Genomic DNA, 26,292 nt, shown 5'->3' with positions numbered 1-26,292 from the left:
GTCCTACCTCAGTCCCAGAGTCCCTGGATCCGCATGATGCCCGCCACCAGGCACATCACGGATCCGATCCCGAGGAGCACGACGACGCCCTTGGGCATGCCCTGCTTCCAGAAGGAGTACACGCCGCCGGCCAGGAAGAGGCCGACGAGGATCAGAACGGTGTTGAGGCCGGTCACAGGGCGCCCTTCGTGGACGGAAGGATTCCGGCCGCACGCAGGTCGTGCTCACTGGCGTAGCGCAGGGCGCGGGCCAGCGCCTTGAACTGGCACTCCACGATGTGGTGGGCGTTGCGCCCGTACGGGACGTGGACGTGCAGGGCGATCTGCGCCTGGGCGACGAAGGACTCCAGGATGTGCCGGGTCATCGTCGTGTCGTACTCGCCGATCATCGGCGCCATCTTCTCCGGCTCGGTGTGCACCAGGTAGGGGCGGCCGGAGAGGTCGACGGTGACCTGGGCGAGCGACTCGTCCAGCGGGACGGTGCAGTTGCCGAAGCGGTAGATGCCGACCTTGTCGCCGAGCGCCTGCTTGAAGGCGGCGCCGAGCGCGAGGGCGGTGTCCTCGATGGTGTGGTGCGAGTCGATGTGCAGGTCGCCCTCGGTCTTGACCGTGAGGTCGAAGAGCCCGTGGCGGCCGAGCTGGTCGAGCATGTGGTCGTAGAAGCCGACCCCGGTCGCGACATCGACCTTGCCGGTGCCGTCGAGGTTGATCTCGACGAGTACCGAGGTCTCCTTGGTGGTCCGTTCCACCCTGCCTACGCGGCTCATGCGTCGTGCTCCTTCTTCAGTTCGCGCACCGCATCGAGGAACGCGTCGTTCTCTGCCGGGGTGCCCGCGGAGACCCGCAGCCATCCCGGTACGCCGTTGTCCCGGACCAGGACGCCCCGGTCGAGGATCTGCTGCCAGGCGGTGTGGCTGTCGGCGAAGCGGCCGAACTGGACGAAGTTGGCGTCCGAGTCGGTGACGGCGAAGCCGAGCTCCCGCAGTCCTTCGACCAGCCGGTCGCGCTCGTTCTTGAGCTGCGCGACGTACCCGAGCAGCGTATCGGTGTGCTCCAGGGCGGCGAGCGCCGTGGCCTGCGTGATCGACGACAGGTGGTACGGGAGACGCACCAGCTGGACCGCGTCGACGACGGCGGGGGCCGCCGCGAGGTAGCCGAGGCGCAGGCCCGCGGCGCCGAACGCCTTGGACATGGTGCGCGAGAGCACCAGGTGCGGGCGGCCCTCGATCAGCGGGAGCAGCGAGGGGTGGTGGCTGAACTCGCCGTACGCCTCGTCGACGACGACCATCGAGGGCCGGGCGGCCTGGGCCGCGTCGTACAGGGCGACGACGGTGTCCGCGTCGACGGCGGTGCCGGTGGGGTTGTTGGGCGAGGTGATGAAGACGACCTCGGGCCGGTGCTCGGCGATGGCCTTCTTCGCGGCCTCCACGTCGATGGTGAAGTCCTCGTTGCGCGGTCCGGAGATCCAGCCGGTGCCGGTGCCGCGGGCGATGAGGGCGTGCATCGAGTACGAGGGCTCGAAGCCGATCGCCGTGCGCCCGGGGCCGCCGAAGGTCTGCAGCAGCTGCTGGAGGACCTCGTTGGAGCCGTTGGCCGCCCAGACGTTGACCGCCGCGACCTCGTGCCCCGCGGTGCGGGTGAGGTAGCGGGCGAGCTCGGTGCGGAGCTCCACGGCGTCCCGGTCGGGGTAGCGGTTGAGGTCGCGGGCGGCCTCGCGGACCCGCTCGGCGATGCGGTCGACGAGCGCCTCGGGCAGCGGGTACGGGTTCTCGTTGGTGTTCAGCCGGACCGGTACGTCGAGCTGGGGCGCCCCGTACGGGGACTGGCCTCGCAGTTCGTCACGGATCGGGAGCGCGTCCCACGCGTTCGGGGGGGTGCTGTCGTTCGTCACGCTTGCGGAACCTTCCAGCCGAACCTGGCCTTGAGTGCGGCGCCGTGGGCGGGGAGGTCCTCCGCCTCGGCGAGGGCCACGACGTGGTGGGTGACCTCGGCGAGCGCGTCACGGGTGTAGTCGACGATGTGGATGCCGCGCAGGAAGGACTGCACGGACAGGCCCGAGGAGTGGCAGGCGCAGCCGCCGGTGGGCAGGACGTGGTTGGAGCCGGCGCAGTAGTCGCCGAGCGAGACGGGCGACCAGGGGCCGACGAAGATCGCTCCGGCGTTGCGGACCCGTCCGGCGACGGCGGCGGCGTCGACGGTCTGGATCTCCAGGTGCTCGGCACCGTACGCGTCGACGACCTTGAGGCCGTCCTCGATCGAGGAGACCAGGACGATCGCGGACTGGCGGCCGGCCAGGGCGGGCTCGATCCGGTCCGTGACGTGCTTGGTCGCGGCGACCTGGGGCGTCAGCTCGGCCTCGGTGGCGGCGGCGAGCTCCTCGGAGTCGGTCACCAGCACGGCGGCGGCCATCGGGTCGTGCTCGGCCTGGCTGATCAGGTCGGCGGCGACGTGCACCGGGTCGGCGGTGGCGTCGGCGAGGATCGCGATCTCGGTGGGGCCGGCCTCGGCGTCGATGCCGATGCGGCCCTTGAGGAGGCGCTTGGCGGCGGCGACGTAGATGTTGCCGGGGCCGGTGACGAGATTCACCGGCGGGCAGTCCTCGGTGCCGTACGCGAACATCGCGACGGCCTGGGAGCCTCCGGCGGCGTACACCTCGTCGACGCCGAGGAGCGCGCAGGCGGCCAGGATCGTGGGGTGCGGCAGTCCGCCGAACTCCTTCTGGGGCGGTGAGGCGACGGCGAGGCCCTCGACACCGGCCTCCTGGGCCGGGACGACGTTCATCACGACGGAGGACGGGTAGACCGCGCGCCCGCCCGGCACGTAGAGCCCGACGCGCTCGACGGGCACCCACTTCTCGGTGACGGTGCCGCCGGGGACGACCTGGGTGGTGTGCGTGGTGCGGCGCTGCTCACGGTGGACGAGACGGGCGCGGCGGATCGACTCCTCCAGGGCGGCGCGCACGGCGGGGTCGAGCTGCTCCAGCGCCTCGGTGATCGCACCGGCGGGGACCCGGATCGAGTCCAGGCGGACGCCGTCGAACTTCTCCCCCCAGTCGATCACTGCCGCCGAGCCACGATGGCGTACGTCCTCGCAGATGGGCCGCACCGTCTCCAGGGCGGCTTCCACGTCGAACTCGGCACGGGGCAGCAGGTCGCGCAGGGCGCCGCCCTCGGGGAGGGCGGTACCGCGCAGATCGATTCGAGAGATCACACCGCAATTCTCTCAGACCGGTTCAGGCGTCCGGTCGCCCGTATCACTGGCTGATACATGTCCCGGCTGTCACTGCTGACCGTTAGCTTTCACACGGTCACGCAGAGGGAAGAACGACGGTACGGGCGCGGGGTGATCCGCGCGTGCGGAGGTGGTGCAGTGACGGAACCGCAGGACGGCGGGATCCCCGACGGGCTCAGCGCCGCGGAGCTGGGCATGTGGCAGTCCTTCCGGAACGGCACGACCTACGATCTGCGCTCGCACGACGCGGTGCGTGACGATCCCTTCGCCCCGCACCCCTGGGGCCCCGAGCGCAGCGTGGGCGCGCGCACGGTGGCGCGCCTGCTCCTGGACGGCCCGCCCGCGCGGCCGGGGCGGGTGGCGGCGCTGAAACTCCGGGGCGTACGGATCACCGGGAAGCTGGACCTGGCGGGCGGCCGGGTCTCTCCGTACGTCGAGCTGACGGGCTGCCGCTTCGAGCAGGAGGTCGTCCTGCCCGAGTGCTACTTCACCACCCTGCGGATGGTGGGCTGCGCGGTGCCGAGGCTGGACGCGGCCCGGCTGCACACGGAGGGCGACCTGCATCTGCCGCGCTGCCGGATCGAGCGCGGCATCCGGCTCACCGACGCCCAGATCGGCACGGATCTGCTGATCAACCAGATCTGGATCGGCCCCGACCGGCGCGGCCGCGCCTTCGTGGGCGACGGGATGTCGGTGGCGCAGGACCTGCAGGCCGAGATGATCGAGACGCGCGGCGAGCTGAGCCTGCGCGGGGCGAAGGTCGGCGGTTCGCTGAGCCTGCGCGGCAGCCGGCTGCGCGCCACGGACGGGCGGCGGGCGCTGAACGCCCCGCAGCTGAGCGTGGAGCGCACGCTCTACATGACGGAGGCCTGGGTGAGCATCGACACGGGGAACCAGGGCACCACTCCCCCGTTCGGCATCGCCCGCGGCGGAGGCCCGGCGCGCGGGACACGGGCGCAGGTCTTCGAGTGCCGGGGGGCGGTGCGGCTCGACGACGGACGGTTCGGGGACGCGGTGGACCTGCACAAGGCCCGGTTCGTGCTCGCCGACCGCGAGGAGCTGTCGCTGCGCCGGATCGTCACCCCCGAGCTGCGCTTCAACGCGGAGCGCCCGCGGGAGGGCCGGGTCGTGCTGAACGGCGCGAAGGTGGTGACGCTGATCGACGTCTCGACCAGCTGGCCCGGCCCGGGCGGCCTGGCGATGGGCGGCTTCGTCTACGAGAACCTCGTCCCGTACGGCCATTTCCCGCTCTCCCGCCGCCTGGACTGGGTGCTGGCCGCGACCCCGGAGTACGTGCCGGAGCCGTACGAGCGTCTCGCGGCAGTGCTCCGCAGCTGCGGGGAAGACGCGGACGCCCGCGAGGTGCTGCTGGCCAAGCAGCGGCGGCGGCGCGAGACGCTGCCGCCCGCCGGGAGGATCTGGGGCTATCTCCAGGACTGGACGGTGGCGTACGGCTACCGGCCGGGCCGGGCCCTGGTCTGGATGGCGGTGCTGTGGGCGGCGGGGGCGGTGGCCTTCTCGCAGTACCGCCCCGAGTCGATCAAGGGGGGCGAGCATCCGCAGTGGAATCCCGCGCTGTACGCACTGGATCTGCTGGTGCCGGTGATCGATCTCGGGCAGGACGGTTACTGGCTGCTGGAGGGCGGCTGGCAGTGGACCGCGGCGGCTCTCGTGCTGCTGGGGTGGATATTGGCCACGACGGTGGCGGCGGGGGCGTCCAGACTGCTGCGGCGGGGCTGACCGGGGGCCGGCGTCCCGCCCGGCCGGAGCCCTGTCGGCACAGTGGTCGAAAGACCGGTCGAGGCCCGGCAGGACGGGCGGTTATCGGCAACGGAAACGCCGGAATCAAGCCACCCGGCCGCGCTTCCTTTGCCTTTTCTTGACCTCGTCCAGGGCAACCCTCCCACTCGCTACAGAAGCTTCACAGTGCCCCTCTGGCGCCGCCCCCACCTGGGCTTTTCAATGGTCTGCACCATGGCCTTCCTTCGCGCACTGCTGAGTTCCGCGCGTACGTTCCGGTACGGCCCCGGGCTGTCCGCCGGGCTGCCGTCGGACGACGCGGTGATGCTCGACGCCCCCGACGAGCGGCTCTCCCCCGCGCTGGTGGCGGCCGCCCTGGGCGACTACGAACCCGCGGCCAAGCTCCTCGCCACCACCCGGGACGCCACCGACTGGGAGGCCCGCGACCGCACCCTGGCCCGGCTGGTCGCCTTCGCGCGCGGCCGTGACGGCTGGCTCACGGAGTGGCTGGCCGCCGCCCCGCGCGATCCGGACGCCCTGCTCGTCAAGGCCGCGCTGGCGGTGCGCCGCGCCTGGGAGTCCCCCGCCCACGCCGAGCTGCTGCGTGAGGTGGGTCCGCTGATCACGGCGGCGGCCGAGGCCGACCCCCGCGACCCGGTGCCGTGGCGGCTCGCGCTCGACCACGCCCGGGGCACGCATGCCACGCACACGGTCTTCGAGTCGCTGTGGGAGCAGGCCGTGCGCCGCTCCCCGCACCACTACGGCAGCCATGTCGCCGCGCTGCGGTACCTCTCGGCCGAGTGGTACGGCTCCCACCGCGAATGCTTCGACTTCGCCGAGCAGGCCGCGCAGGACGCCGCCGGGGACTCCCTGGTACAGGCGCTCCCCGTACGGGCCGCCTTCGCCCTGCTGCGGGACGAGGAGGCCGCCGCGCGGGCGAACTCCGTGCAGGCGGACCGGGTCGACGCGGCCGCCGACCTCGCGATCAGGTTCTCGGCGGGTTTCCCTCCCGGCGACCCCTGGCCGGCGGAGGTCCGCAACCTCCTCGCCTACGTCCTGGTGGCGCGGGGCCGCGCGGCCGAGGCGCTGGAGCAGTTCCGGCTGATCGGACCGTACGCGACGTCGTTCCCGTGGGCGTCCGTGACCGGGGAGGCGCTCGGGGGATTCCTCGACGCCCGGGCGGATGTCAGGCTCCGGGTGGCCTCTTCCACGCCCCTGTGCGGACGGCCGGAACACAGCGGGCGCCGCGGCCATTAGGCTTGGCGGCTGTGACCACCGCTCGCCTGCCTCTCTTTCCGCTGAACGCGGTGCTGTTCCCCGGCCTCGTGCTGCCGCTCAACGTCTTCGAGGAGCGTTATCGCGCCATGATGCGCGACCTGCTCGCGATCGACGAGGACGAACCGCGCCGCTTCGTGGTGGTCGCGATCCGCGACGGCCGCGAGACCGCCCCGACGGCCACCGGCATGCCGGACACGGCCGCCACCGCGCCTCCCGTGGAGCGGGCCCCGGCCGACGGCTTCGGGCCCGATCCCATCCAGACCTTCCACCGGGTCGGCTGCGTCGCGGACGCGGCGAAGATCCGTGAGCGCGCCGACGGCAGCTACGAGGTCCTGGCGACCGGCACCACCCGGGTCAGGCTGCTCTCCGTCGACGCGAGCGGCCCGTTCCTGACGGCCGAGGTCGAGGAACTGCCCGAGGACCCGGGGGCCGCCGAGGGCGAGGACTCCCCCTCGGACGAGGCGGGGGCCCTCGCGGAGGGCGTCCTGCGCGCCTTCCGCAGCTACCAGAAGCGGCTGGCCGGGGCGAGCGAGCGTTCCCTGACGACCGGCGCGGACCTGCCCGACGACCCCTCCGTCGTCTCCTACCTGGTGGCCGCCGCGGCCGTGCTCGACGTCCCGTCGAAGCAGCGGCTGCTCCAGGCCCCGGACACCGCGACCCGGCTGCGCGAGGAGCTGGCGCTCCTGCGCAAGGAGACCGCCGTCATCCGGCACCTGCCGTCGCTGCCGGCGGCCGACCTGACCCGCGATCCCACGTACCCCAACTGACCCGAGGACCTGCCCGGTGGCGAAGAAGTCCAGGAAGCAGCAGCCCGGCGGGACCCCGGCCACGGTCGCCCTGACCGCGGCCGGCACCGCGTTCACGGTCCACTCGTACGACCACGACCCCTCCTCCCCGTCCTACGGCGAGGAGGCGGCCGAGGCTCTCGGCGTCTCCGCCGACCGGGTGTTCAAGACCCTGGTCGCCGACGTCGACGGCGAGCTGGTCGTCGCCGTCGTCCCCGTCGCGGGGTCCCTGGACCTCAAGGCACTGGCATCGGCGGTGGGGGGCAAGCGGTCCGCCATGGCGGACCCGGCCGCCGCGGAGCGCACCACGGGCTATGTGCGGGGCGGCATCTCTCCCCTGGGCCAGCGCAAGCGCCTGCGTACGGTGCTGGACGCGTCGGCCGGGTCGCACGCCACGATCTGTGTCTCGGCGGGCCGCCGCGGCCTGGAGGTCGAACTCTCGGCCGCGGACCTGGCCGCCCTGACCGAGGCCACGCTGGCCCCGATCGGCCGGGCGTAGGCCCGGTCCTCCGGTGGTCCGCGGAATGCGGACCGGGGGTGCGACCGTTCTCGCCTGGATGAACGATGTTCCTTCCGACGAGGTGGTCCGGGAGCGGCTGACAGCGGAACGCCGCGACACGGATGCCCGTATCGCGGCGCTGCACAGTGACTTCGAGGGGATCGTCGAGGCGAACGCGCTGGTGGCGGTCGACGACGAACACGACCCCGAGGGATCCAGCACCGCCTTCGAGCGGGCCCATGTCGCCTCACTGCTGGCTCAGGCGCGGGACCACCTGGATGAGGTGGACCGGGCCCTGGAGCGTCTGGAGCGAGGCGACTACGGCCGCTGCGAGGGGTGCGGTGAGCCGATCCCACCGGGCCGTCTGGAGGTGCGCCCGGCGGCGACGACCTGTGTACGGTGCGCCGCCGGCGCGCCCCGCTGAATCGCGGGGCGGAAGGCGCCCTCAGTGCTTGAAGGCGTCCTTCGACTTCTCCTTGGTGTCCCGTCCCTTGCCCCGGGCCTCCAGTGCCGCTCCCTTGGCCGCGGTGGTGTCGTCGCCGACCGCGTGGGCCACCTTGCGTACGGCCTTCCCGACGATCTGCTCGGTCTTGGCCTTGGACTTCTCTCCGGCACTCATGTCGGTCCTTTCGTAGGCGTTCACCCACTCGCCTGCCCTCGACCCCGGCGCGGAAACGACCCGGATGTGAGCAGGAGGCACCGGACAGGACCGGTCCGCTACGGACGCTCCGGACGGCCGCCCTCGGCCCCGGGCTCCGCCGGCGCACCGGGTGTCGGCCCGAAGGCGTTACCCGGCCCGGGCTCCGACTGCGGGGTCCCGTAGGAGCCCGCCCACTCCGGCTCCGGATCCCGCGGCCCGAACAGCGCCGTCAGCCCCAGGTGGACGATCATCGCTGCGATGGGCCAGGCGAGCATCGCCGCCCCCACCGCGTGCAGCTCCAGCGGAGCGTCGAAGGTGACCCCCTTGCCGACCTCCTTGGCATGGGCCACCACGTCGGACGTCGGCCCGAACCACGTGCCGATCCCCCACGCCAGCAGCGAGCCGAGCAGCCCGCCCAGGGCGAGCCCCACCACCAGCGGGATGCCCCCGCGCCGGCGGAGGAGGAAGACGACGGCCGCCGAGACGAGGCCGAAGGCGAGTGCCAGCAGCACGAACGTGCCGTCGGCCCCGATGGCTTCCTCGCCCTCGCTGTTCTTGAGGAACACGGCGGTGTCGTCGGAGACGAGCGGCACCCGGGGCGCCAGCCACAGCCAGAGCAGCCCGAGGCCGACTCCCGCCACCGTCAGCACCGCGGCGAGCACCGCGGCCTGCCTCAGCTCCGCACGCCGCTCCTCCGGGCCCGACTGCTCACCGGGCAGGAGATGCGACCCGGAGGGCGGGGCCTGCCACGGGTCGTTCGGCTGGGGCTGGTGCGGCGGCGTCAACGGTGCGGTCACGGTGCCATCGTGCCAGGCCGACGCGGGCGCCGCCTCACCGGACCGCCGCACGCCGGTACGCCCAGGTGGCCACGGCCAGCGAGAGCACACCGACCGCCGCGCACACCGCGAGGTCGAGGGCGACGACCGCCCAGTCGGGGTGGGCGTCGAAGGACCGGGCCAGCGCCTCGACTCCGTACGTCGAAGGGAGCAGATCCCGCGCCCATCCGACCGGTCCGGGCAGCCGTTCGGCCGGGAGCACACCCAGCAGCAGCGCCGCAGACATGCCCAGCTGCCCGAGCAGCGTCGCCACCTCCTGCCGGGGCGCGAGCAGCCCGAGCGCGGCACCGAGCCCGGAGAGCGCGGCCCCGGAGAGCGGGATGACGGCGACGAGCACCCACAGGTGCGTCATCGGGAGCCCGAAGAGCGCGCTGCCGGCCACCGCCGTGACGATCGTGCCCGGCACGGTGAACGAGGCGTACGCGCCCGCCGCCCCCAGCACCACCGCGGCGGGCGGCACCGGCAGCGTCGCGTAGTGGTCGAGCCCGCCGCCGGCCCGGAGCTGGCCGAAGTACTGGGCGAGCAGATTGAGCGCGACGAAGGCCACGACCAGCACGGCGGAACCGGCGACGACGGCCCGTGCCTCCGCACCGCCGTCGACGACGCCCCGCATCAGCACCATGATCCCGACGGACTGGAAGGTCGCGACGAACAGCAGCGGGATCCGGGCCACCCTCGCCCGCGAGAGCTGCGCCCGGTACACGGCGGCCAGCGACGGGAGCAGCCTGGCCCGCGGCGCGAGGTCCGCGGGAGCGGTACGGACGGGGCGTCCTGTCGTGCGCACGGCGGAGGTCCTCACCTTCGGCCCGGCCACTTTCGCGGGCTCCGTGGGAACGATGCTCGTCACCTGGCAGCGCTCCCGTCCGACTCCGACACGTATCGCGACACGTCCACCGTCCTGCTCACGCCTTCACCAGTCCCTCGGAGGCCCTGGCGGCGTCCCCGCCGAGCGCCAGATAGACGTCCTCCAGGCTGGGTGTGGCCAGCGTGAAGTCGTCGAGCGAGGAGAAGGCCTCCCCGCCGGTCACCGCGGCCACCGCGGCGCGTGCCTCGTCGGGTCCGAGCCGCAGCACCCACTTGCGCCCCGACTCCTGCGCGGACTCGCGGAGCGCCGCCACCTCCGGGACGTCCAGCGGGGCGCGCTCGCGCCACACCAGCTCGACCCGCACCTCGCCGGCCACCTGCTCCTTGAGCCCGGCCGGGGTGTCGCAGGCGATGACCTTGCCGCGCTCCATGACGGCGACCCGGTCCAGGACCGTCTCCGCCTCGATGACGTTGTGGGTCACGAGCAGCACCGTCGCCCCGTGCTCGGCCCGCCGCCGGTCGACGGCGGACCAGACGGAGCGGCGGGCCACGGGGTCCATGCCGGCCGTCGGCTCGTCCAGCACCAGGACGGGGCGCTCGCCGACCAGCGTCGCCGCGAAACAGGCGAGCCTGCGCTGACCGCCGGACAGCTTCCTCAGCGGGCGTCCGGCGAGGCCGGTGAGCCCGAGCTCCTCCAGCACCTCGTCGCGCGCGGCACGCGCCTCCCGTACCGGCAGGCCCCTGAGCCGTCCGGTGGTCTCCGCGGCGAGCGACACCGTCAGTTCGTCGAGGGCGGTGGACTCCTGGCCCAGGTAGCCGATGAGCCGCGAGGCCCGCTCGGGGTGGCGCACGAGGTCGTGCCCCAGCACCTCGACGCTCCCGGAGTCGGGACGCATCAGGCCGGTGAGCTGACGTACGAGCGTGGACTTGCCCGCGCCGTTGGGCCCGAGCAGTCCGAAGATCTCGCCACGCCGGACGTCGAGGCGGACCCCGTCGGTGGCGCGCACCTCGGGGGTGGCGGCGCGGCCACGCCGGCCGCGGACGGCTGGGTAGGTCTTGACCAGATCGCGCACCGCGCACACGGTCTCCGCCTGTGCCGTGCCCGTGCCCTGCGCTGCGCCCGTAGCGTGTGCTGTGCCCGTACTCACGAGGTAGGAGCCTACGGGGTCGGATGCCCCGTATTGCGTCCGGGGCCGGGCAGTGCCGCCCCGCTCACTCCGCCGGGGGGGCGTGCTCCGCGGCGGCCCGTACGTCGATCTCGCGCCAGAACCCCGCCCTGATGGCATAGCGGTCGTGCTCGTCGATCTGGTCGTCCTTGTGCGCGAGCAGCCCGAAGCGCGCCGCGTATCTCAGCAGTTCCCCGTCGATCCGGTGCGGGATGCGGGGGTACATCGTGGACAGCTTCTGCAGGTGGACGGTCTCCGGCAGCCGTTCCATCCAGCGCCGGGCGAAGACCTGGCCGACCTCGAAGGGGTCACCGCCGACGGTGGTGATGTCCTCCTCCCGGTCCGCCCAGCGCTGTTCGGCGCTGGTGAGCTGGGCCAGGGTCGGCAGGGACGCGGTCTCGGCCGGTTCGCCGAGCGGCCCGCCGCGCTCGACCCACCCCTTGTCCGACGACCAGCGCAGGGTCGCGTTGGCGGCGGGCGGCTGCGGGGTGTGCTGCGCGGTCTGGGCTCCGGGGGCGCGCAGGCTCGCCAGGTCCTTGGGGGTGGGGACGCCCTTGTGCCCGGGCGCGGGCTGGGGATGCGGGGCCTCTTCCGGGGCCGCCGTGCCGGTGCCGTTGCGGGCCGCGGCGGCCTGGGCCTCCGAGGCGCGTTCGGCGGAGGCGGCGAGGGCGGCCTCGGGCAGCGGCGCGGAGAGGATCGCGGCGATCTCGGGGCGCGGGACGGGCGCGGGCGCGCACACGCCGCCCGTCTCCTTGGCCCGTACGGCCTTGGTGATCCAGGCCCGGTCGAGCACCCGCCGCTCGTCGGCCTCGGCGACCAGGTCCTCGGACTGGTTGTAGTCGCCGTCGGCGGCCTGGACGGCCCAGAGGTGGACGGCGACGCCGTGCTCCTTGGCGGACATGAGCCCGGGCAGCAGATCGCCGTCACCGGTCACGAGCACCACGTCGGAGCAGGCGCGGTTCCTGGCCAGCTCGGTCAGCTCGGCGTGCATGGCCGCGTCGACGCCCTTCTGCGCCCAGCGTCCGTCACTGCGGGTGAGCGCGCCCAGCCGAACGGTCACCCGCGACATGACCCGCAGCCTGCGGTGCTCGGGCTGCGGCACACGGTCGGGTGCGCCGTCGAACCAGTAGATGCGCAGCAGGGGCTGTTCCGTATCGGCCTCCGCGCGCTCGCGCAGTCCCTGGATCAGGGCCGCGTGGTCGACGGTGATGCGGGAACGGGCGGGCTCTCCGGCCAGCAGACTCGCGGCTGCGCCCAGCAAGTAGCCGGCGTCCACCAGGACGACGCAACGGTCCACGCGTTCCACCCTCTTCCAACTCGGGAGCGGATCGGCGGCCCTGACGTGGGGGTGGGTCCGCCGGCCCGGCGTTCGCTTACTCAGGGTTTCCTTCGAGTCTGCCCGACGGCGAGGGGGTTAAGGTCCGGAACTCGATCATCGGCGTGGCGGATCCGAGGGCGGCGCATGATACCGCGCCTACTACGCTCGGTAATGATCCAACATGCGGCCTTTACGGTGCTATGTGAGTCTGACAGCGGTTCTGGACCCCCCAGATCTCTCTCAGGAGGCATCACGATGGCGAAGAACAAGAACCGTAAGCAGGGCAGCCAGCACGACCGCGCGTCCGCCGCGGAGCGCGGCGCCGAGGAGGCCAAGTCGACGGCGTACGAGTCGCAGACCCAGCCCCAGTCGCAGGCCCAGGGCAGCCCGTCCGACGTTGCGCGCAAGCACCAGAAGCGCTTCGGCCACAACTGACGGCCCACCGGGCCGGCAGGCCGAGAGGGGCGCCCCGCCAGTGGCGGGGCGCCCCTCTCGCGGGTGCGGGGACGGTCGTCAGCCGGCCAGGCAGGACGGGCCGAGCAGCACCTTCAGGTCGCCGAAGAGGGCGGGGTCCGGCTTGACGCGGTGCCGGTCGAGCCGGAGGACGGTGGTCTTGCGCGGGCCCTGGAGCCTGATGCGCACCTCGGTGTCGCCCCGGTGGTTGCTGAGCACCTCGCCGAGCCGGCTGACCATGGGCGGGGTGACCCGGACCGTGGGGATGGTCAGGACGACGGGCGCGTTGGTCCCCGCGTTGGAGATGTCGGGGACCTGCATCTCCATGGCGACCAGGCGCGGCACGTCCTCGCGCTTGTCGAGGCGTCCCTTGACGAAGACGACGGTGTCCTCGACGAGCTGGGTGGAGACCAGCTGGTAGGTCGCGGGGAAGAACATGCACTCGATGGAGCCGGCGAGGTCCTCCACGGTGGCGATGGCCCAGGCGTTGCCCTGCTTGGTCATCTTGCGCTGGAGGCCGGAGATGATGCCGCCCACGGTGACGATCGCACCGTCGGAGTGCTCACCGCCGGTGAGCTGCGAGATCGCCGCGTCCGACTTGTCGGACAGGACGTGCTCCAGGCCGAACAGCGGGTGGTCGGAGACGTACAGGCCGAGCATCTCGCGCTCCTGCGCGAGCAGGTAGGACTTCTCCCACTCGATGTCGGAGAACTCCACGTCGAGACCGAAGCCGGGCTCGTCGCTGTCCGTCTCGCCGCCGCCGAAGAGGTCGAACTGTCCCTCGGCCTCCTTGCGCTTGACCTGCACCACGTTGTCGATCATCGGCTCGTGGTGGGCGACGAGTCCCTTGCGGGTGTGCCCCATCTCGTCGAAGGCGCCGGCCTTGATCAGCGATTCGACGGTGCGCTTGTTGCAGACGACCGCCTCGACCTTGTCGAGGAAGTCGGGGAACGTGGAGTACTTCCCCTTCGCCTTGCGGCACCTGATGATCGAGTCGACCACGTTCTGCCCGACGTTGCGGACGGCGGTCAGCCCGAAGAGGATCACGTCGTCGCCCTGGGCGGCGAAGTTCGACTCGGACTCGTTGACGTTCGGCGGGAGCACCTTGATGCCCATGCGGCGGCACTCGTTGAGGTAGACCGCCGACTTGTCCTTGTCGTCTTTGACGGAGGTCAGCAGGGCCGCCATGTACTCGGCGGGGTAGTTCGCCTTGAGGTAGGCGGTCCAGTAGGTGACCAGGCCGTACGCCGAGGAGTGCGCCTTGTTGAACGCGTATCCGGCGAAGGGCACCAGGACGTCCCACAGGGCCTTGATCGCCGCGTCGGAGAAGCCGTTCTTCTTGGCGCCCGCCTCGAAGAGGACGAAGTTCTTCGCCAGCTCGTCGGCCTTCTTCTTGCCCATCACACGGCGCAGGATGTCGGCCTCGCCGAGCGAGTACCCGGCGACGATCTGGGCGGCCTTCTGCACCTGCTCCTGGTAGACGATCAGGCCGTAGGTGAGCCCGAGGACCTCCTTGAGGGGCTCCTCCAGCTCCGGGTGGATCGGGGTGATCTCCTGCCGGGCGTTCTTGCGCTCGGCGTAGTTCGTGTGCGAGTTCATTCCCATCGGGCCCGGCCGGTAGAGGGCCGAGACGGCGGAGATGTCCTCGAAGTTGTCGGGCTGCATCTGGCGCAGCAGCGAACGCATGGGTCCGCCGTCGAACTGGAACACCCCGAGCGTGTCACCGCGGCAGAGCAGCTCGTACGTCTTGGGGTCGTCCAGCGGCAGGGAGAGCATCTCCAGGTCGACGCCCTTGTTGGCCTTCACCATCTTGATGGCGTCGTCCATGATCGTCAGGTTGCGCAGGCCGAGGAAGTCCATCTTCAGCAGGCCGAGCGACTCGCACTGCGGGTAGTCCCACTGCGTGATGGTGACGCCGTCGGTGTGCCGCACCCAGACCGGGGCGTGGTCGACGATGGGCTCGCTGGACATGATCACGCCGGCGGCGTGCACACCCATCTGACGGACGAGGCCCTCGACGCCCTTCGCCGTGTCGATGACCTTCTGGACGTCGGGCTCGTTCTCGTACATCCCCCGGATCTCGCCCGCCTCGCTGTAGCGCGGGTGCTTGGGGTCGGTGATGCCGCTGAGGTCGATCCCCTTGCCGAGGACGTCGGCGGGCATGGCCTTGGTGAGGCGGTCACCCATCGCGTACGGGTAGCCGAGGACGCGCGCGGAGTCCTTGATGGCGTTCTTGGCCTTGATCTTGCCGTAGGTGCCGATCATGGCGACCTTGTCGGCGCCGTACTTCTCGGTCACGTACCGGATCACCTCGACGCGCCTGCGCTCGTCGAAGTCGATGTCGACGTCGGGCATGGAGACGCGCTCGGGGTTGAGGAAGCGCTCGAAGATCAGCCCGTGGGTGATGGGGTCGAGGTCGGTGATGCCCATGGCGTACGCGACGATCGAACCGGCGGCGGACCCACGGCCGGGGCCCACTGCGATGCCGTTGTTCTTGGCCCACATGATGAAGTCGGCGACGACGAGGAAGTACCCCGGGAACCCCATCTGGATGATGATGTCCATCTCGTACTCGGCCTGCTTCTGCCGGTCCTCGGGGACGCCCGCGGGGTAGCGGCGGCCCATGCCGACCCGGACCTCCTCCTGGAACCAGGTGACCTCGGTGAAGCCCTCCGGGATGTCGAACTTCGGCATCAGGTCGCGCTTCTCGAACATGCCGGTGGTGTCGATCTGCTGTGCGACCAGGAGGGTGTTGGCGCAGCCCTCCTGCCAGGCGTCCGAGGAGTCGACGGCGTACATCTCGTCCGTCGTCTTGAGGTAGTAGCCCGTGCCGTCGAAGCGGAAGCGGTCGGGGTCGGAGAGGTTCTTGCCGGTCTGGATGCAGAGCAGCGCGTCGTGCGCGGTCGCCTCGTTGGCGTAGGTGTAGTGCGAGTCGTTCGTCACGAGCGGCGGGATGCCGAGCTTCTTGCCGATCTCCAGCAGCCCGTCGCGGACCCGGCGCTCGATCTCGATGCCGTGGTCCATCAGCTCCAGGAAGTACTTGCCCTCGCCGAAGATGTCCTTGTAGTCGGAGGCCGCCTGGACCGCCTCGTCGAACTGCCCGAGCCGCAGCCGGGTCTGCACCTCGCCGGACGGGCACCCGGTGGAGGCGATCAGGCCCTCGGACCACTGGGAGATGGTCTCCCTGTCCATGCGGGGCCACTTCTGCAGCCAGCCCTCGGCGTACGCGTCCGAGGAGAGCTTGAAGAGGTTGTGCAGACCGGTGCTGTTGGAAGCCCAGATCGTCTTGTGGGTGTAACCACCGGAACCCGAGACGTCGTCCCGCTTCTGGTGCGGCTGGCCCCACTGGATCTTGCGCTTGTGCTTGCGCGACTCGGGGGCGACGTAGGCCTCGATCCCGATGATCGGCGTCACCCCGGCCTTCTGGGCCGAGTGGAAGAAGTCGTAGGCGCCGTGGAGGTTGCCGTGGTCGGTCATGGCGATGTGCGACATGCCCATCGTGTTCGCCGCCTCGAACATGTCCTTGAGCCGCGCGGCACCGTCCAGCAGCGAGTACTGGGTGTGGACGTGCAGGTGCGTGAATGGCGGCTTGCTCACGGCGCTGTGCCTCCGGGGAAACTCGGGATGACGGCTGGGGTCGACAGCGTGGAAGTCTACGTCTCCGGAGTGACAGGCGGCGGGCACTCCGGGGTACGGTCGCGCGTTGGAAGGGCGGGGACGCCCGTCCCTTTTGTCATGAACGCCATGTACCAGGAGGCACCCAGCGATGTCGGACACGCAGACCGGCGCGGAAGAGCGCGGGGAGCAGATTCTCGCAGTTTTCGACACCGCGTTCGGGCAGCTCATGGCCGCCGACCCCGCAGCCTTCCGGGTCAAGTTCCGCAAGATGGCGGGCTCGGCGTTCGCGTTCTACCGGGGCTCGGCCGGCCTGTTCTACGCCGACCTGGACCGCGAGCAGCACTCCGGGGCCTACCTGGACGAGCGCACGAGCAGGGTGTGGATCCACGGCGACCTGCACGCCGAGAACTTCGGCACGTACATGGACGCCAACGGCCGGCTCGTGTTCAACGTCAACGACTTCGACGAGGCCTATGTGGGCCCCTTCACCTGGGATCTCAAGCGCTTCGCCGCCTCCGTCGCCCTGATCGGTTACGCGAAGGCGCTGGGCGACGACCAGATCACGGAGCTGGTCCGGGTCTACGCCGCCGCGTACCGGGAGCGGATCCATGCGCTGGCGACGGGCGCCAAGAATGACGAGGTGCCCCCCTTCACCCTGGACACCGCCGACGGCCCGCTGCTCGGCGCGCTGCGCGACGCCCGCGCGCTGACCCGGTTCGGCCTGCTGGACTCGATGACGGAGATCCGGGACTTCGAGCGCCGGTTCACCGCCGACGGCGGCGCGATCGACCTGGACGCGGCGACGCGCTACAAGGTGCTCGCGGCCTTCGACGGCTATCTGGAGACGCTGCCGGAGTCCAGTCTCACGCGGCCCGACTCGTACCGGGTGAAGGACGTCGTCGGCCGCCGGGGCATCGGCATCGGGTCGGCCGGCCTGCCCTCGTACAACATCCTGCTGGAGGGCAACAGCGACGCCCTGGAGAACGACGTGGTGATCTACGTCAAGCAGGCGCAGGTCCCCGCCGTCTCCCGGCACATCACCGACGCGGCCGTGCGGGACTACTTCCAGCACGAGGGACACCGCACGGTGATCTCGCAGCGCGCGCTCCAGGCGCACGCCGACCCGTGGCTCGGCTGGACCGAGCTGGACGGGGCGGGGCAGCTGGTCGCCGAGGTCTCTCCGTACGCGGTCGATCTGGAGTGGTCCGACATCGACGAGCCGGAGGAGATCGCGGCGGTGGTCGCCGACCTCGGCCGGGCCACCGCGACGATGCACTCCGCGGCGGACGACGAGAGCGGGCACTCGCTGGTGCCGTTCTCCACGGAGCGCGCGATCGACGCGGCCATCGCGGCCGACGAGGAGGGGTTCGCCGATCTGCTGGTGGACTTCGCGCACGGCTACGGCGCGCGGGCCCGCGCCGACCACCAGATCTTCGTCGACCTCTTCCGCAACGGCCGCATCCCGGGCCTGTAGGACTCGCGCGCGGGAGGCCCCCGGCTTCCCGCGCGGCGTCCTTAAGGCTCGCTTACAGGAACGCATGACACACTCTCCGGCGATGGACGTATCAGGGACACAGATCAGAGCGGTACGCGCGGCGCTGTTCACCGCGCTCGTCGTCACGCTCTCGTCCGCGTCCCATGTGCTGCTCTCCCGGGTGCCGCTGCCGCTGACCGCTGTGGCGCTGCTGGCCGGGGCCGTCTTCGCCGTGGCGTTCGCGCTGGCCGGCCGGGAGCGCGGCTTCGGAGCGATCGCCGGGCTGCTGGTTCCGCTGGAGCTGGCCGCCGACACGGTGTTCACCACCGGCCAGCACCTCTGTTACGGGGCGGCGGGCGGCCCGATCGCGGGCCCGCTGCGCTCCGTGGGGGTCGACGTGCTCTGCGGCGGCGAGGCCGGACGCGGTGCCGACGGGCTCTCCGGTGTCGCCTCGGTCGGCGCGCCGCTGGCCGGGGTGACCGGCAAGGGCGACCACGCCGTCGCCCTGCTGGCCTCGCCGGGACCCGCCGTCCCCTGGCTGCTGCTGGCCGCGCACGTGGCGGTGGGCCTGCTGGCCGCCGCCTGGCTGCGGCGCGGCGAGTCGGCGCTCGCGGGGCTGCTGCGCGCGGCGGCGGCCGTCGCCTTCCGGCCGCTGCTCACCGCGGTCGCCGTGGTGGGCACGGCACGGCGGCGCGTACGGTCCGGCGCCCGGCGCGCCGGACGTCCGCACCCGCTCGCCCCGGCCCGCTTCCTGGTGCACTCCGTGGGACGGAGGGGCCCGCCGCTCTCGGCCCTCACCTCAGCCTGAGTCGCGGCACGACCCCTTCGAGCCATCCCCACCTCCACGGAGCACCCACATGAGCAAGCGCAACACCCAGGCCAACAAGTCCGCCGCCCGCGAGCGGCTGCGCGCGGAGCGCGAGCGCCAGGCCAAGAAGGACAAGGTACGCAAGCAGGTCGTCGTCGGCGTGTCGGTCGTGGCCGTGCTCGCGGTCGCCGGTGCGGTCAGCTACGGCGTGATGCAGTTGAACAAGCCCTCCGCCTGGGAGGCCGCCGCGGACGCCAAGAACGTCACCGCTCCCAAGAACACCTCGGGCGACGACGGCACGACCGTCGTGATCGGCGAGTCGAGCGCCAAGAAGACCCTGGAGCTGTACGAGGACTCGCGCTGCCCGATCTGCGCCACGTTCGAGCAGACGGTCGGCGAGACCGTGGCCAAGGACGTCGACGCGGGCAAGTACAAGATCAAGTACGTCGGCGCGACCTTCATCGACAACTCGGACAGCGGTGAGGGTTCGAAGAACGCCCTGAGCGCGCTGGGTGCGGCGCTGAACGTGAGCCCGGACGCCTTCCTGGAGTACAAGACCGCGCTGTACTCCGCGAAGTACCACCCCGAGGAGACGAACGACAAGTTCGCCAAGGACAGCTACCTGATCGAGGTGGCGGACTCGGTGGACGCACTGAAGGGCAACAAGGCGTTCCAGAAGGACGTCGAGGACGGCACGTACGACGCCTGGGCGATCAAGATGTCCAAGGCGTTCGACAAGAGCGGGGTCCAGGGCACGCCGACGCTCAAGATGGACGGCAAGAAGCTCACCGCGGCAGGCAGCGAGAACGCCCCCATGACCGTGGCCGACTTCAACACGGCGATCACCAAGGCGCTGAAGGGCTGACCCGCACCTGCGGACCGGCCGCGTGACGGGAGAACCCGCGGCGCGGCAGGGACAACGGGCGTAACTCCTGGCGACATCCGGCCAACAGGCGGGCGAACTTCCTTTGTTCGCCCGCCTGTTCGCTCTACCCGCCAGTAGGGTGATGGCCCGTGACCAGACGACACCTCTCCGCAACACCCAGCCGCCGCACGGTCGTCAAGGCCGCCGCCGCCACCGCGGTAGCCGGCTCCGTGCTCACCGCCACCGCCGCCGGCGCCCGCGCCGCCGACGGCCCCGCCTTCCTGCACGGCGTCGCCTCCGGCGACCCCCTGCCCGACGGCATCCTCCTGTGGACCCGCGTCACCCCCTCCCCCGACGCCCTGCCGGGCTCGGGCCTCGGCGTCAGCACGCCGGTGGTCTGGGAGATCTCCGAGGACAAGGCCTTCACCCGGATCGCGGCCCGGGGCACGGCCGTCGCACGGGCCTCCACCGACCACACCGTCAAGGCCGATGTCCGGGGGCTGCGTCCGGCCACGGCGTACTGGTTCCGCTTCTCGGCCGCGACCGGCGGGGCGGAGGGCGGGCAGGGCGTGCTCTCCCCCGTCGGCCGCACCCGCACGGCGCCCGCCGCCGGGGCCGCCGTCCCGGGGATCCGGTTCGGCGTGGTGTCCTGCGCCAACTGGGAGGCCGGCTGGTTCTCCCCGTACCGCCATCTCGCGGGCCGTGCCGACCTGGACGCCGTGCTGCACCTGGGCGACTACATCTACGAGTACGCGTCGGGCAGTTACCCGACCCAGGACACCGTCGTACGTCCGCACGCCCCGCTCCACGAGATCACCACCCTGGCCGACTACCGCCTCCGGCACGGCACGTACAAGACGGACACCGACCTCCAGGCGCTGCACGCCGCCCATCCGGTGATCGCGATCTGGGACGACCACGAGTTCGCCAACGACGCCTGGTCGGGCGGAGCCGAGAACCACACCCCCGGCACGGAGGGCTCCTGGACCGCCCGGATGGCCGCCGCGAAGCAGGCGTACTTCGAGTGGATGCCGGTCCGCGCCTCCACCGAGGGCACCGTCTACCGGCGTCTGAGCTTCGGCGGACTCGCCGAGCTGCACCTGCTCGACCTGCGCAGCTTCCGTTCCGAGCAGGCCTCGATCGGCAACGGCGCGGTCGACGACCCGGAGCGCTCGATCACGGGCCGGGCGCAGCTGGACTGGCTGAAGGCCGGACTGACCGCGTCGGACGCCCGCTGGAAGCTGGTCGGCACCTCGGTGATGATCTCGCCGGTCGCCTTCGGTGCGCTGCCGGCCCATCTCCTCGCGCCGCTCGCGGAGCTGCTGGGGCTGCCCGGGGAGGGGCTGGCGGTCAACGTCGACCAGTGGGACGGCTACACGGACGACCGCAAGGAGCTGATCTCCCATCTGCGGGACAACGGCGTCTCCGACACGGTCTTCCTCACCGGTGACATCCATATGGCATGGGCCAACGACGTACCCGTGAAGGCGGCGACGTATCCGCTGTCCGCCTCCGCGGCGACCGAGTTCGTGGTGACGTCGGTGACCTCGGACAACCTCGACGACATCCTGCGGGTGGCTCCGCAGACGGTGTCGCTGGTCGCCGCGGCGGCGGTGAAGGCGGCCAACCGCCATGTGAAGTGGGTCGATCTGGACTCGCACGGCTACGGCGTCCTCGACGTGACGGCCGAGCGCTCGCAGATGGACTACTACGCGGTCTCCGACAAGACCGCGAAGGACGCGACGTCGTCCTGGGTCCGCTCCTACCGCACGCTCAGCGGCACCCAGAAGGTCGAGCGGGTGAACGCCCCGGTGCGCTGACCGGCGGAGGCCGGGGCAGGGCCGCGCACCGGGGTGCACGGCCCTGCCGGGCGCTACAGCGTGGCGAGGAAGCCGAGCGCGACCTTCCAGGTCAGCTCGGCGGCGTCCTGGTCGAAGTCGGGCAGCTCGGGGTCGGTGTACAGGTGCCCGGCCCCGGGGTAGCGGTAGATCTCCACGTCGGCCCCGGTCCGCTGCATCTGGAGGTACCAGCTGTTCAGCCAGTCCGGCGACTCGAAGGCGTCGGGGTCGGCGACGTGCAGCTGGACGGGCAGCTCGTCCACCGAGGCGTTCTCGGCGATGTCCGACGTGCCGTGGAGCAGCAGCAGGCCGCGGGCCTTCGCGTCACCGAGCGCGAGGGTCTGGGCCACCGACGCCCCGAACGAGAATCCCGCGTACACGAGGCCCTGGTCGGAGTAGGGCGCGGCGGCCAGCACGGCGCGCTTGAGCAGCTCGTCCTTGCCGACCTCTTCCTTGAAGGCCATCCCGTCCTCGACCGTTTCGAAGGTGTGCCCCTCGAAGAGATCGGGCACGCGCACCTCGTGCCCGGCTGCGCGCAGCCGCTCGGCAGACGCGTGCACGGCCGGCCTCAGACCGTAGGTCGAGTGGAAAAGCATGATGTTCATGCGCTCCATGGTGCCAGGCCCGCCCCGACTCTTGGAGGACGACGGAATGGAGAACGTACTGCGACCGCTGCTCGTGCTGGGCGGGTCGCTGGTGATCACCCTGCTGGTGGGGTGGCTGGTCGATCTGCTGCTGCGCCGCGCGGACGGCCGCCATCACGAGACACCTGTCTGGGGTCTGCTGCGGCTCTGCCGCCCGCCCATGCAGGTGGTGCTCTGCACGGCGCTGCTGAGGGCCAGCTTCGGCCAGCTCCGGGCCGACGTGGTGCGGGACAACCGGGACGCGATCGGCCAGGTCCTGACCCTGGTGCTGATCGCGGCGTCGGCCTGGCTGGTGATCCGCGTGGCCGCCACGATCGTCCAGTCCTCGTACGCCCGGTACGCGACCTCCACCCGCGATCCCGCCCGTGTCCGCCGGGTCCGGACCCAGGTCACGCTGATCCAGCGTGTGGTCACCGCGGTGGTGGCGACGGTCGCGGTCGCCGCGATGCTGCTCACCTTCCCCGCCATGCAGACCGTCGGCACCTCGATGCTGGCCTCGGCCGGTGTGCTCGGCATCGTCGCCGGTGTCGCGGCCCAGTCGACCCTCGGCAACCTCTTCGCCGGGTTCCAGATCGCCTTCGGCGACATGGTGCGGCTCGGTGACACCGTGGTGGTGGACGGGGAATGGGGCACGGTGGAGGAGATCACCCTGACCTTCCTCACCGTGCGGACCTGGGACGAGCGGCGGTTCACCATGCCCGTGTCCTACTTCACGAGCAACCCGTTCGAGAACTGGTCGCGCGGCGGCGTGCAGATGACCGGCACCGTCTTCTTCCAGCTCGACCACTCGGCCCCGATCGCGGCGATGCGCGACAGGCTGCGCGACATCCTCGGCGAGTGCGCAGCCTGGGACGGCCGCGACTGGTCCCTGGCCGTCACGGACAGCACCCCCACGACGATCGAGGTGCGTGCGGTGGTCACCGCGAAGGACGCGGACGACATCTGGACGGTGCGCTGCGCCGTGCGGGAGCAGATGATCGGCTGGCTCCGCGACCACCACCCGTACGCGCTGCCCCGGGTCGTGACGTCGCCCGCGGCGCTGCCGCCGGGCGACCACTGGCGGGAGCTGACGGGCGCGGAGACCCACCGGACCCCGCCCAACGGCCATGTGCCGACCCCGGACAAGGCGCCCCGCACAGGGCGCGGCTGAACGGTCGCCGCCGTTCTCTTCCGACGGGTCAGCGCAGGCTGTGCACGTCCAGGAAGCGCAGCACCCGGTCCACCACCTCGGGGTCCGAGCCCGGCTCGCTGCGGGCGGCGAGCACCGCGTGACGGGCGGCCGACATCATCTCGCGCTGGATCCGGCCGACCTCCTTGAACCGCTTGGCGCGCTGCGCGTAGGCGTCGCGCCGGTCCTCGTCGACCATGTCGGGGCTGATCCGTGCCCCGATGTCGTACGCCGCCCGCTGGAGCCGTTCCAGGACCTCCTCCGGGAGTTCCTCGGTGTTCTGGACCTCCTTGAGGCGGGCCTTGGCGGCCTTGGCCGCACGGATCGCGAGGTCGCGCTCCAGGGCCTGCTCGGCGTCGGTGTCCGCCCGGACGCCGAGCTTGCGCACGAGCCACGGCAGGGTCAGGCCCTGGAGGACGAGGGTGACCATGATGACGACGAACGCGATGAAGATGATCTCGTCCCGGCCGGGGAACGGTTTGCCGTCGTCCGTCTCCAGCGGGATCGCGAGCGCCAGCGCGACGGAGGCCACCCCGCGCATCCCGGCCCACCACATGACGACGGTCTCGCGCACGCTGGTGGGGATCTCCTCGCTGACGTCACGCCGGGTGTGCAGTCTTTTGGCGAGCCAGCTGGCGGGGAGCAGCCACAGGAGCCGTACGCCGACGACGACCACGGCGATGGCGAGCCCCCAGCCCAGCAGGCGCAGTTCGCGCCCGTCGGCGGTGCCGAAGACGTTGTGGAGTTCGAGGCCGATCAGTCCGAAGGCGACGCCGGTGACGAGGGTGTCGACGATCTCCCAGAAGGACCGGCCGGTGAGCCGCCCGAGGACGTCGTCGGCGTCCGCCGTGTGCTCGGCGAGGAAGAGCGCCGTGGTGAGGACGGCGAGCACGCCCGAGCCCATCAGCTCCTCGGCCAGTACGTAGCTGACGAACGGCACGAGCAGGGTCAGGCCGACCTGGAGGGTGGCGTCGCCCAGGTACCCCATCAGTTTGATGGTGAGCCAGCCGAGCACCAGGCCGACCACCACGGCGACCACGGCGGAGAGGACGAGCAGCCCGAACGCTGCGGGGAGGGAGAAGGTGCCGCTGACGGCGGCGGCGATCGCCACGTGGTAGAGCACGATGGCCGTGACGTCGTTGAACAGCCCCTCGCCCTCCAGGACCGACACGAGCCGGCGCGGCAGTCCGACCGAGCCGGCCACGGCCGTCGCCGCGACCGGGTCGGGCGGGGCGACGAGCGCGCCCAGGGCCACGGCCGCGGCGATGGGCAGGCCGGGCACCAGCGCGTTGGCGGCCGTCGCCACCGCGGCCGTCGTGACGAAGACCAGGGCGACGGCCAGCAGGAAGATCGGCCGCCGGTTGGCCGCGAACTGCCGCCAGGAGGTGCGCTGCACGGAGGCGTAGAGCAAGGGCGGCAGCAGGGCGGGGAGGATGAACTCCGGTGGGATCTCCACGTCGGGGACGAAACTGGCGAAGGCCATGACGATCCCGGCGAGGGTCATCAGGATCGGTGCCGGGAGACGCAGACGCTCCCCGAGCGGCACCGTGACCACCGCTCCTAGCAGGAGCAGGAGCAGGAGTGCCATCTGGTCCACGTTGTGCCTTCCGCAGCGCGCCGGGCCTCCGGGGCCCGTTGATCAGCCGGTGAGGGCTCCAGCGTGCCACGCGTGGCCGGCGGGCCCGCGGATGCCCCCCTGCGGACCGTGCGGTCAGAGCGTGCGGCGCATGGACCGGTGCGGAATCCCGGCGTCCGGGAACTCGGGGCCGTACGCCGTGTAGCCGAGCCGCTCGTAGAAGCCGAGGGCGTGCGTCTGGGCGTGCAGGTCCACGGCGGTCAGGCCCAGCGTGCGGGCCTCCTCCTCTATGGCCCGGACCAGGGCGGCCCCGACACCCAGGCCCCTGGCCGCACGGGTCACGGCGAGCCGGCCGAGCGACCCGACGGCCCGGTCGCCGCCGGTCCTGTCCGCCGCGGCCTCGCCGTGCAGCAGCCGTCCCGTGCCGAGCGCGGAGCCGTCCGCCGCTACGGCGATGACATGCACCGCCGTGGCGTCATGGGCGTCGTACTCGATCTCCTCGGGCACCTGCTGCTCGCCGACGAAGACGTCCTTGCGGACCTGGAAGCAGGCGGCGAGGTCGCTCTCTCCGAGCGCCCTGCGGGTGCTGTACGGGGCAGTGCCGGAGGTCATTCGCTCTCCGCGGCGATCGTGTCGAGGGCGTGGCGCAGGTCGTCCGGGTAGCTGCTCTCGAATTCGACCCAACGGCCGTCGGACGGGTGCTCGAAGCCGAGCCGGACCGCGTGGAGCCACTGCCGGGTCAGGCCGAGACGCTTGGCCAGCGTGGGGTCGGCGCCGTAGGTCAGGTCGCCGACGCAGGGGTGACGGTGCGCGGACATGTGCACCCGGATCTGGTGGGTGCGCCCGGTCTCCAGCTTGATGTCGAGCAGGCTGGCCGCGCGGTAGGCCTCGATGAGGTCGTAGTGCGTCACGGAGGGCTTGCCCTCGGCGGTAACGGCCCACTTGTAGTCGTGCTGCGGGTGGCGGCCGATGGGGGCGTCGATGGTGCCGCTCATCGGGTCGGGGTGGCCCTGCACCAGCGCGTGGTACTTCTTCTCGACGACCCGGTCGCGGAACTGTGCCTTGAGCAGCGTGTAGGCCCGCTCGGACTTGGCCACGACCATCAGGCCGGAGGTGCCGACGTCCAGCCGGTGCACGATGCCCTGGCGCTCGGCGGCGCCCGACGTCGAGATGCGGTAGCCGGCCGCGGCGAGGCCGCCGATGACGGTGGTGCCGGTCCAGCCGGGGCTGGGGTGGGCGGCGACGCCCACCGGCTTCATGATGACGACTATGTCGTCGTCGTCGTGGACGATCTCCATGCCCTCGACGGGCTCGGCGACGATCTGGACCGGAGCGGCCGCCTGGGGCATCTCCACCTCCAGCCAGGCGCCGCCGTGCACCCGCTCGGACTTCCCGGCCACCGCGCCGTCCACCTGGACCTTCCCGGCAGCGGCCAGCTCGGCGGCCTTGGTGCGGGAGAAACCGAACATCCGGGAGATGGCGGCGTCGACACGCTCGCCCTCCAGGCCGTCGGGTACGGGCAGGGTGCGGACCTCGGGATACGTACTCACCA

At 71.7% G+C, this 26,292-nt stretch carries 25 protein-coding genes; 11 read left to right on the top strand and 14 right to left on the bottom strand.

Annotation, left to right across the window (positions count from 1 at the left end):
• Positions 1-8 precede the first annotated feature (8 nt).
• Genes ACIRD8_RS03055 through hisD form a run of 4 tightly spaced genes read right to left on the bottom strand, consistent with a single transcriptional unit; the run spans position 9 to position 3,209 of the window.
• A complete protein-coding gene (locus tag ACIRD8_RS03055; protein ID WP_187282376.1) occupies positions 9-176 on the bottom strand; it encodes a hypothetical protein in 168 nt (55 codons plus the stop codon).
• The gene (hisB, locus tag ACIRD8_RS03050) at positions 173-766 is read right to left on the bottom strand and encodes an imidazoleglycerol-phosphate dehydratase HisB (protein WP_403985347.1); all 594 of its coding nucleotides are present in this window, start codon (positions 764-766) and stop codon (positions 173-175) included. Before hisB ends, ACIRD8_RS03055 begins: the two co-directional genes overlap by 4 nt.
• The gene (locus ACIRD8_RS03045) at positions 763-1,890 is read right to left on the bottom strand and encodes a histidinol-phosphate transaminase (protein ID WP_403985345.1); all 1,128 of its coding nucleotides are present in this window, start codon (positions 1,888-1,890) and stop codon (positions 763-765) included. The genes hisB and ACIRD8_RS03045 overlap by 4 nt, the downstream gene beginning before the upstream one ends.
• A complete protein-coding gene (hisD, locus tag ACIRD8_RS03040; protein WP_403985343.1) occupies positions 1,887-3,209 on the bottom strand; it encodes a histidinol dehydrogenase in 1,323 nt (440 codons plus the stop codon). Before hisD ends, ACIRD8_RS03045 begins: the two co-directional genes overlap by 4 nt.
• Positions 3,210-3,368: 159 nt before the next feature.
• Here hisD and ACIRD8_RS03035 point away from each other — a divergent pair, with 159 nt between their 5' ends.
• The 5 genes from ACIRD8_RS03035 to ACIRD8_RS03015 all read left to right on the top strand — a co-directional run bounded on the left by ACIRD8_RS03035 (position 3,369) and on the right by ACIRD8_RS03015 (position 7,956).
• Entirely contained in the window at positions 3,369-4,970 is a 1,602-nt protein-coding gene (locus ACIRD8_RS03035; RefSeq protein WP_403985341.1) for an oxidoreductase, read from the top strand.
• A 222-nt stretch (positions 4,971-5,192) separates the two neighbouring features.
• On the top strand, positions 5,193-6,227 hold the full coding sequence (locus tag ACIRD8_RS03030) for a hypothetical protein (RefSeq protein WP_403985339.1): 1,035 nt from the start codon (positions 5,193-5,195) through the stop codon (positions 6,225-6,227).
• Between the two features lie 11 nt (positions 6,228-6,238).
• Positions 6,239-7,015, top strand: coding sequence for an LON peptidase substrate-binding domain-containing protein (locus tag ACIRD8_RS03025; protein ID WP_403985337.1), 777 nt, complete (start codon positions 6,239-6,241; stop codon positions 7,013-7,015).
• 16 nt (positions 7,016-7,031) lie between these two features.
• Positions 7,032-7,532 (top strand): Cys-tRNA(Pro) deacylase, encoded by a 501-nt coding sequence (gene ybaK / locus ACIRD8_RS03020; protein WP_403985335.1) that lies wholly within the window; start codon positions 7,032-7,034, stop codon positions 7,530-7,532.
• A gap of 58 nt (positions 7,533-7,590) precedes the next feature.
• Positions 7,591-7,956 (top strand): TraR/DksA family transcriptional regulator, encoded by a 366-nt coding sequence (locus ACIRD8_RS03015; RefSeq protein ID WP_403985333.1) that lies wholly within the window; start codon positions 7,591-7,593, stop codon positions 7,954-7,956.
• Between the two features lie 21 nt (positions 7,957-7,977).
• On the opposite strand, the gene ACIRD8_RS03010 is transcribed toward ACIRD8_RS03015, so the two are convergent.
• From ACIRD8_RS03010 to ACIRD8_RS02990, 5 genes are all read right to left on the bottom strand, one after another.
• Complete coding sequence (locus tag ACIRD8_RS03010; protein ID WP_382988258.1) at positions 7,978-8,151, bottom strand: hypothetical protein; 174 nt, start codon at positions 8,149-8,151, stop codon at positions 7,978-7,980.
• 98 nt (positions 8,152-8,249) lie between these two features.
• A complete protein-coding gene (locus tag ACIRD8_RS03005; protein ID WP_403985331.1) occupies positions 8,250-8,969 on the bottom strand; it encodes an ABC transporter permease in 720 nt (239 codons plus the stop codon).
• A gap of 34 nt (positions 8,970-9,003) precedes the next feature.
• The gene (locus tag ACIRD8_RS03000) at positions 9,004-9,855 is read right to left on the bottom strand and encodes an ABC transporter permease (protein WP_403985329.1); all 852 of its coding nucleotides are present in this window, start codon (positions 9,853-9,855) and stop codon (positions 9,004-9,006) included.
• Positions 9,856-9,910: 55 nt separating this feature from the next.
• On the bottom strand, positions 9,911-10,894 hold the full coding sequence (locus ACIRD8_RS02995) for an ABC transporter ATP-binding protein (protein WP_403985639.1): 984 nt from the start codon (positions 10,892-10,894) through the stop codon (positions 9,911-9,913).
• A gap of 130 nt (positions 10,895-11,024) precedes the next feature.
• Positions 11,025-12,284 (bottom strand): NYN domain-containing protein, encoded by a 1,260-nt coding sequence (locus ACIRD8_RS02990; RefSeq protein WP_403985327.1) that lies wholly within the window; start codon positions 12,282-12,284, stop codon positions 11,025-11,027.
• A 267-nt stretch (positions 12,285-12,551) separates the two neighbouring features.
• On the opposite strand from ACIRD8_RS02990, the gene ACIRD8_RS02985 reads away from it, so the two are divergent.
• The gene (locus ACIRD8_RS02985; RefSeq protein WP_103760328.1) at positions 12,552-12,731 is read left to right on the top strand and encodes a hypothetical protein; all 180 of its coding nucleotides are present in this window, start codon (positions 12,552-12,554) and stop codon (positions 12,729-12,731) included.
• Between the two features lie 78 nt (positions 12,732-12,809).
• On the opposite strand, the gene dnaE is transcribed toward ACIRD8_RS02985, so the two are convergent.
• Positions 12,810-16,346, bottom strand: coding sequence for a DNA polymerase III subunit alpha (gene dnaE, locus ACIRD8_RS02980; RefSeq protein WP_403985325.1), 3,537 nt, complete (start codon positions 16,344-16,346; stop codon positions 12,810-12,812).
• 169 nt (positions 16,347-16,515) lie between these two features.
• On the opposite strand from dnaE, the gene ACIRD8_RS02975 reads away from it, so the two are divergent.
• The 4 genes from ACIRD8_RS02975 (at position 16,516) to ACIRD8_RS02960 (ending at position 21,334) form a co-directional block, all read left to right on the top strand.
• Positions 16,516-17,841, top strand: a complete 1,326-nt coding sequence (locus tag ACIRD8_RS02975; RefSeq protein ID WP_403985323.1) for a DUF2252 domain-containing protein — start codon at positions 16,516-16,518, stop codon at positions 17,839-17,841.
• Positions 17,842-17,923: 82 nt separating this feature from the next.
• Entirely contained in the window at positions 17,924-18,649 is a 726-nt protein-coding gene (locus ACIRD8_RS02970; RefSeq protein WP_403985321.1) for a hypothetical protein, read from the top strand.
• A 49-nt stretch (positions 18,650-18,698) separates the two neighbouring features.
• The gene (locus ACIRD8_RS02965; RefSeq protein ID WP_403985319.1) at positions 18,699-19,514 is read left to right on the top strand and encodes a DsbA family protein; all 816 of its coding nucleotides are present in this window, start codon (positions 18,699-18,701) and stop codon (positions 19,512-19,514) included.
• Between the two features lie 149 nt (positions 19,515-19,663).
• Positions 19,664-21,334: an alkaline phosphatase D family protein gene (locus tag ACIRD8_RS02960; protein WP_403985317.1), complete on the top strand. Its 1,671-nt coding sequence runs from the start codon at positions 19,664-19,666 to the stop codon at positions 21,332-21,334.
• Positions 21,335-21,387: 53 nt separating this feature from the next.
• On the opposite strand, the gene ACIRD8_RS02955 is transcribed toward ACIRD8_RS02960, so the two are convergent.
• The gene (locus tag ACIRD8_RS02955) at positions 21,388-21,966 is read right to left on the bottom strand and encodes a dienelactone hydrolase family protein (RefSeq protein ID WP_403985315.1); all 579 of its coding nucleotides are present in this window, start codon (positions 21,964-21,966) and stop codon (positions 21,388-21,390) included.
• 37 nt (positions 21,967-22,003) lie between these two features.
• Here ACIRD8_RS02955 and ACIRD8_RS02950 point away from each other — a divergent pair, with 37 nt between their 5' ends.
• Positions 22,004-23,146 (top strand): mechanosensitive ion channel family protein, encoded by a 1,143-nt coding sequence (locus tag ACIRD8_RS02950; RefSeq protein WP_403985313.1) that lies wholly within the window; start codon positions 22,004-22,006, stop codon positions 23,144-23,146.
• Between the two features lie 28 nt (positions 23,147-23,174).
• On the opposite strand, the gene ACIRD8_RS02945 is transcribed toward ACIRD8_RS02950, so the two are convergent.
• From ACIRD8_RS02945 to ACIRD8_RS02935, 3 genes are all read right to left on the bottom strand, one after another.
• Positions 23,175-24,761 carry a Na+/H+ antiporter gene (locus tag ACIRD8_RS02945; protein WP_403985312.1) on the bottom strand — a complete coding sequence of 529 codons (1,587 nt, stop codon included), beginning with the start codon at positions 24,759-24,761 and terminating at the stop codon, positions 23,175-23,177.
• Between the two features lie 114 nt (positions 24,762-24,875).
• Complete coding sequence (locus ACIRD8_RS02940; RefSeq protein ID WP_403985310.1) at positions 24,876-25,352, bottom strand: GNAT family N-acetyltransferase; 477 nt, start codon at positions 25,350-25,352, stop codon at positions 24,876-24,878.
• On the bottom strand, positions 25,349-26,290 hold the full coding sequence (locus tag ACIRD8_RS02935; protein WP_403985308.1) for an RluA family pseudouridine synthase: 942 nt from the start codon (positions 26,288-26,290) through the stop codon (positions 25,349-25,351). Before ACIRD8_RS02935 ends, ACIRD8_RS02940 begins: the two co-directional genes overlap by 4 nt.
• Positions 26,291-26,292: the final 2 nt, after the last annotated feature.

Source organism: Streptomyces sp. NPDC102451, from assembly GCF_044765485.1.
Lineage (GTDB): Bacteria > Actinomycetota > Actinomycetes > Streptomycetales > Streptomycetaceae > Streptomyces.
Note: the sequence above shows the minus strand (reverse complement) of the source record. Positions and strands in the feature narration are given on the sequence as shown.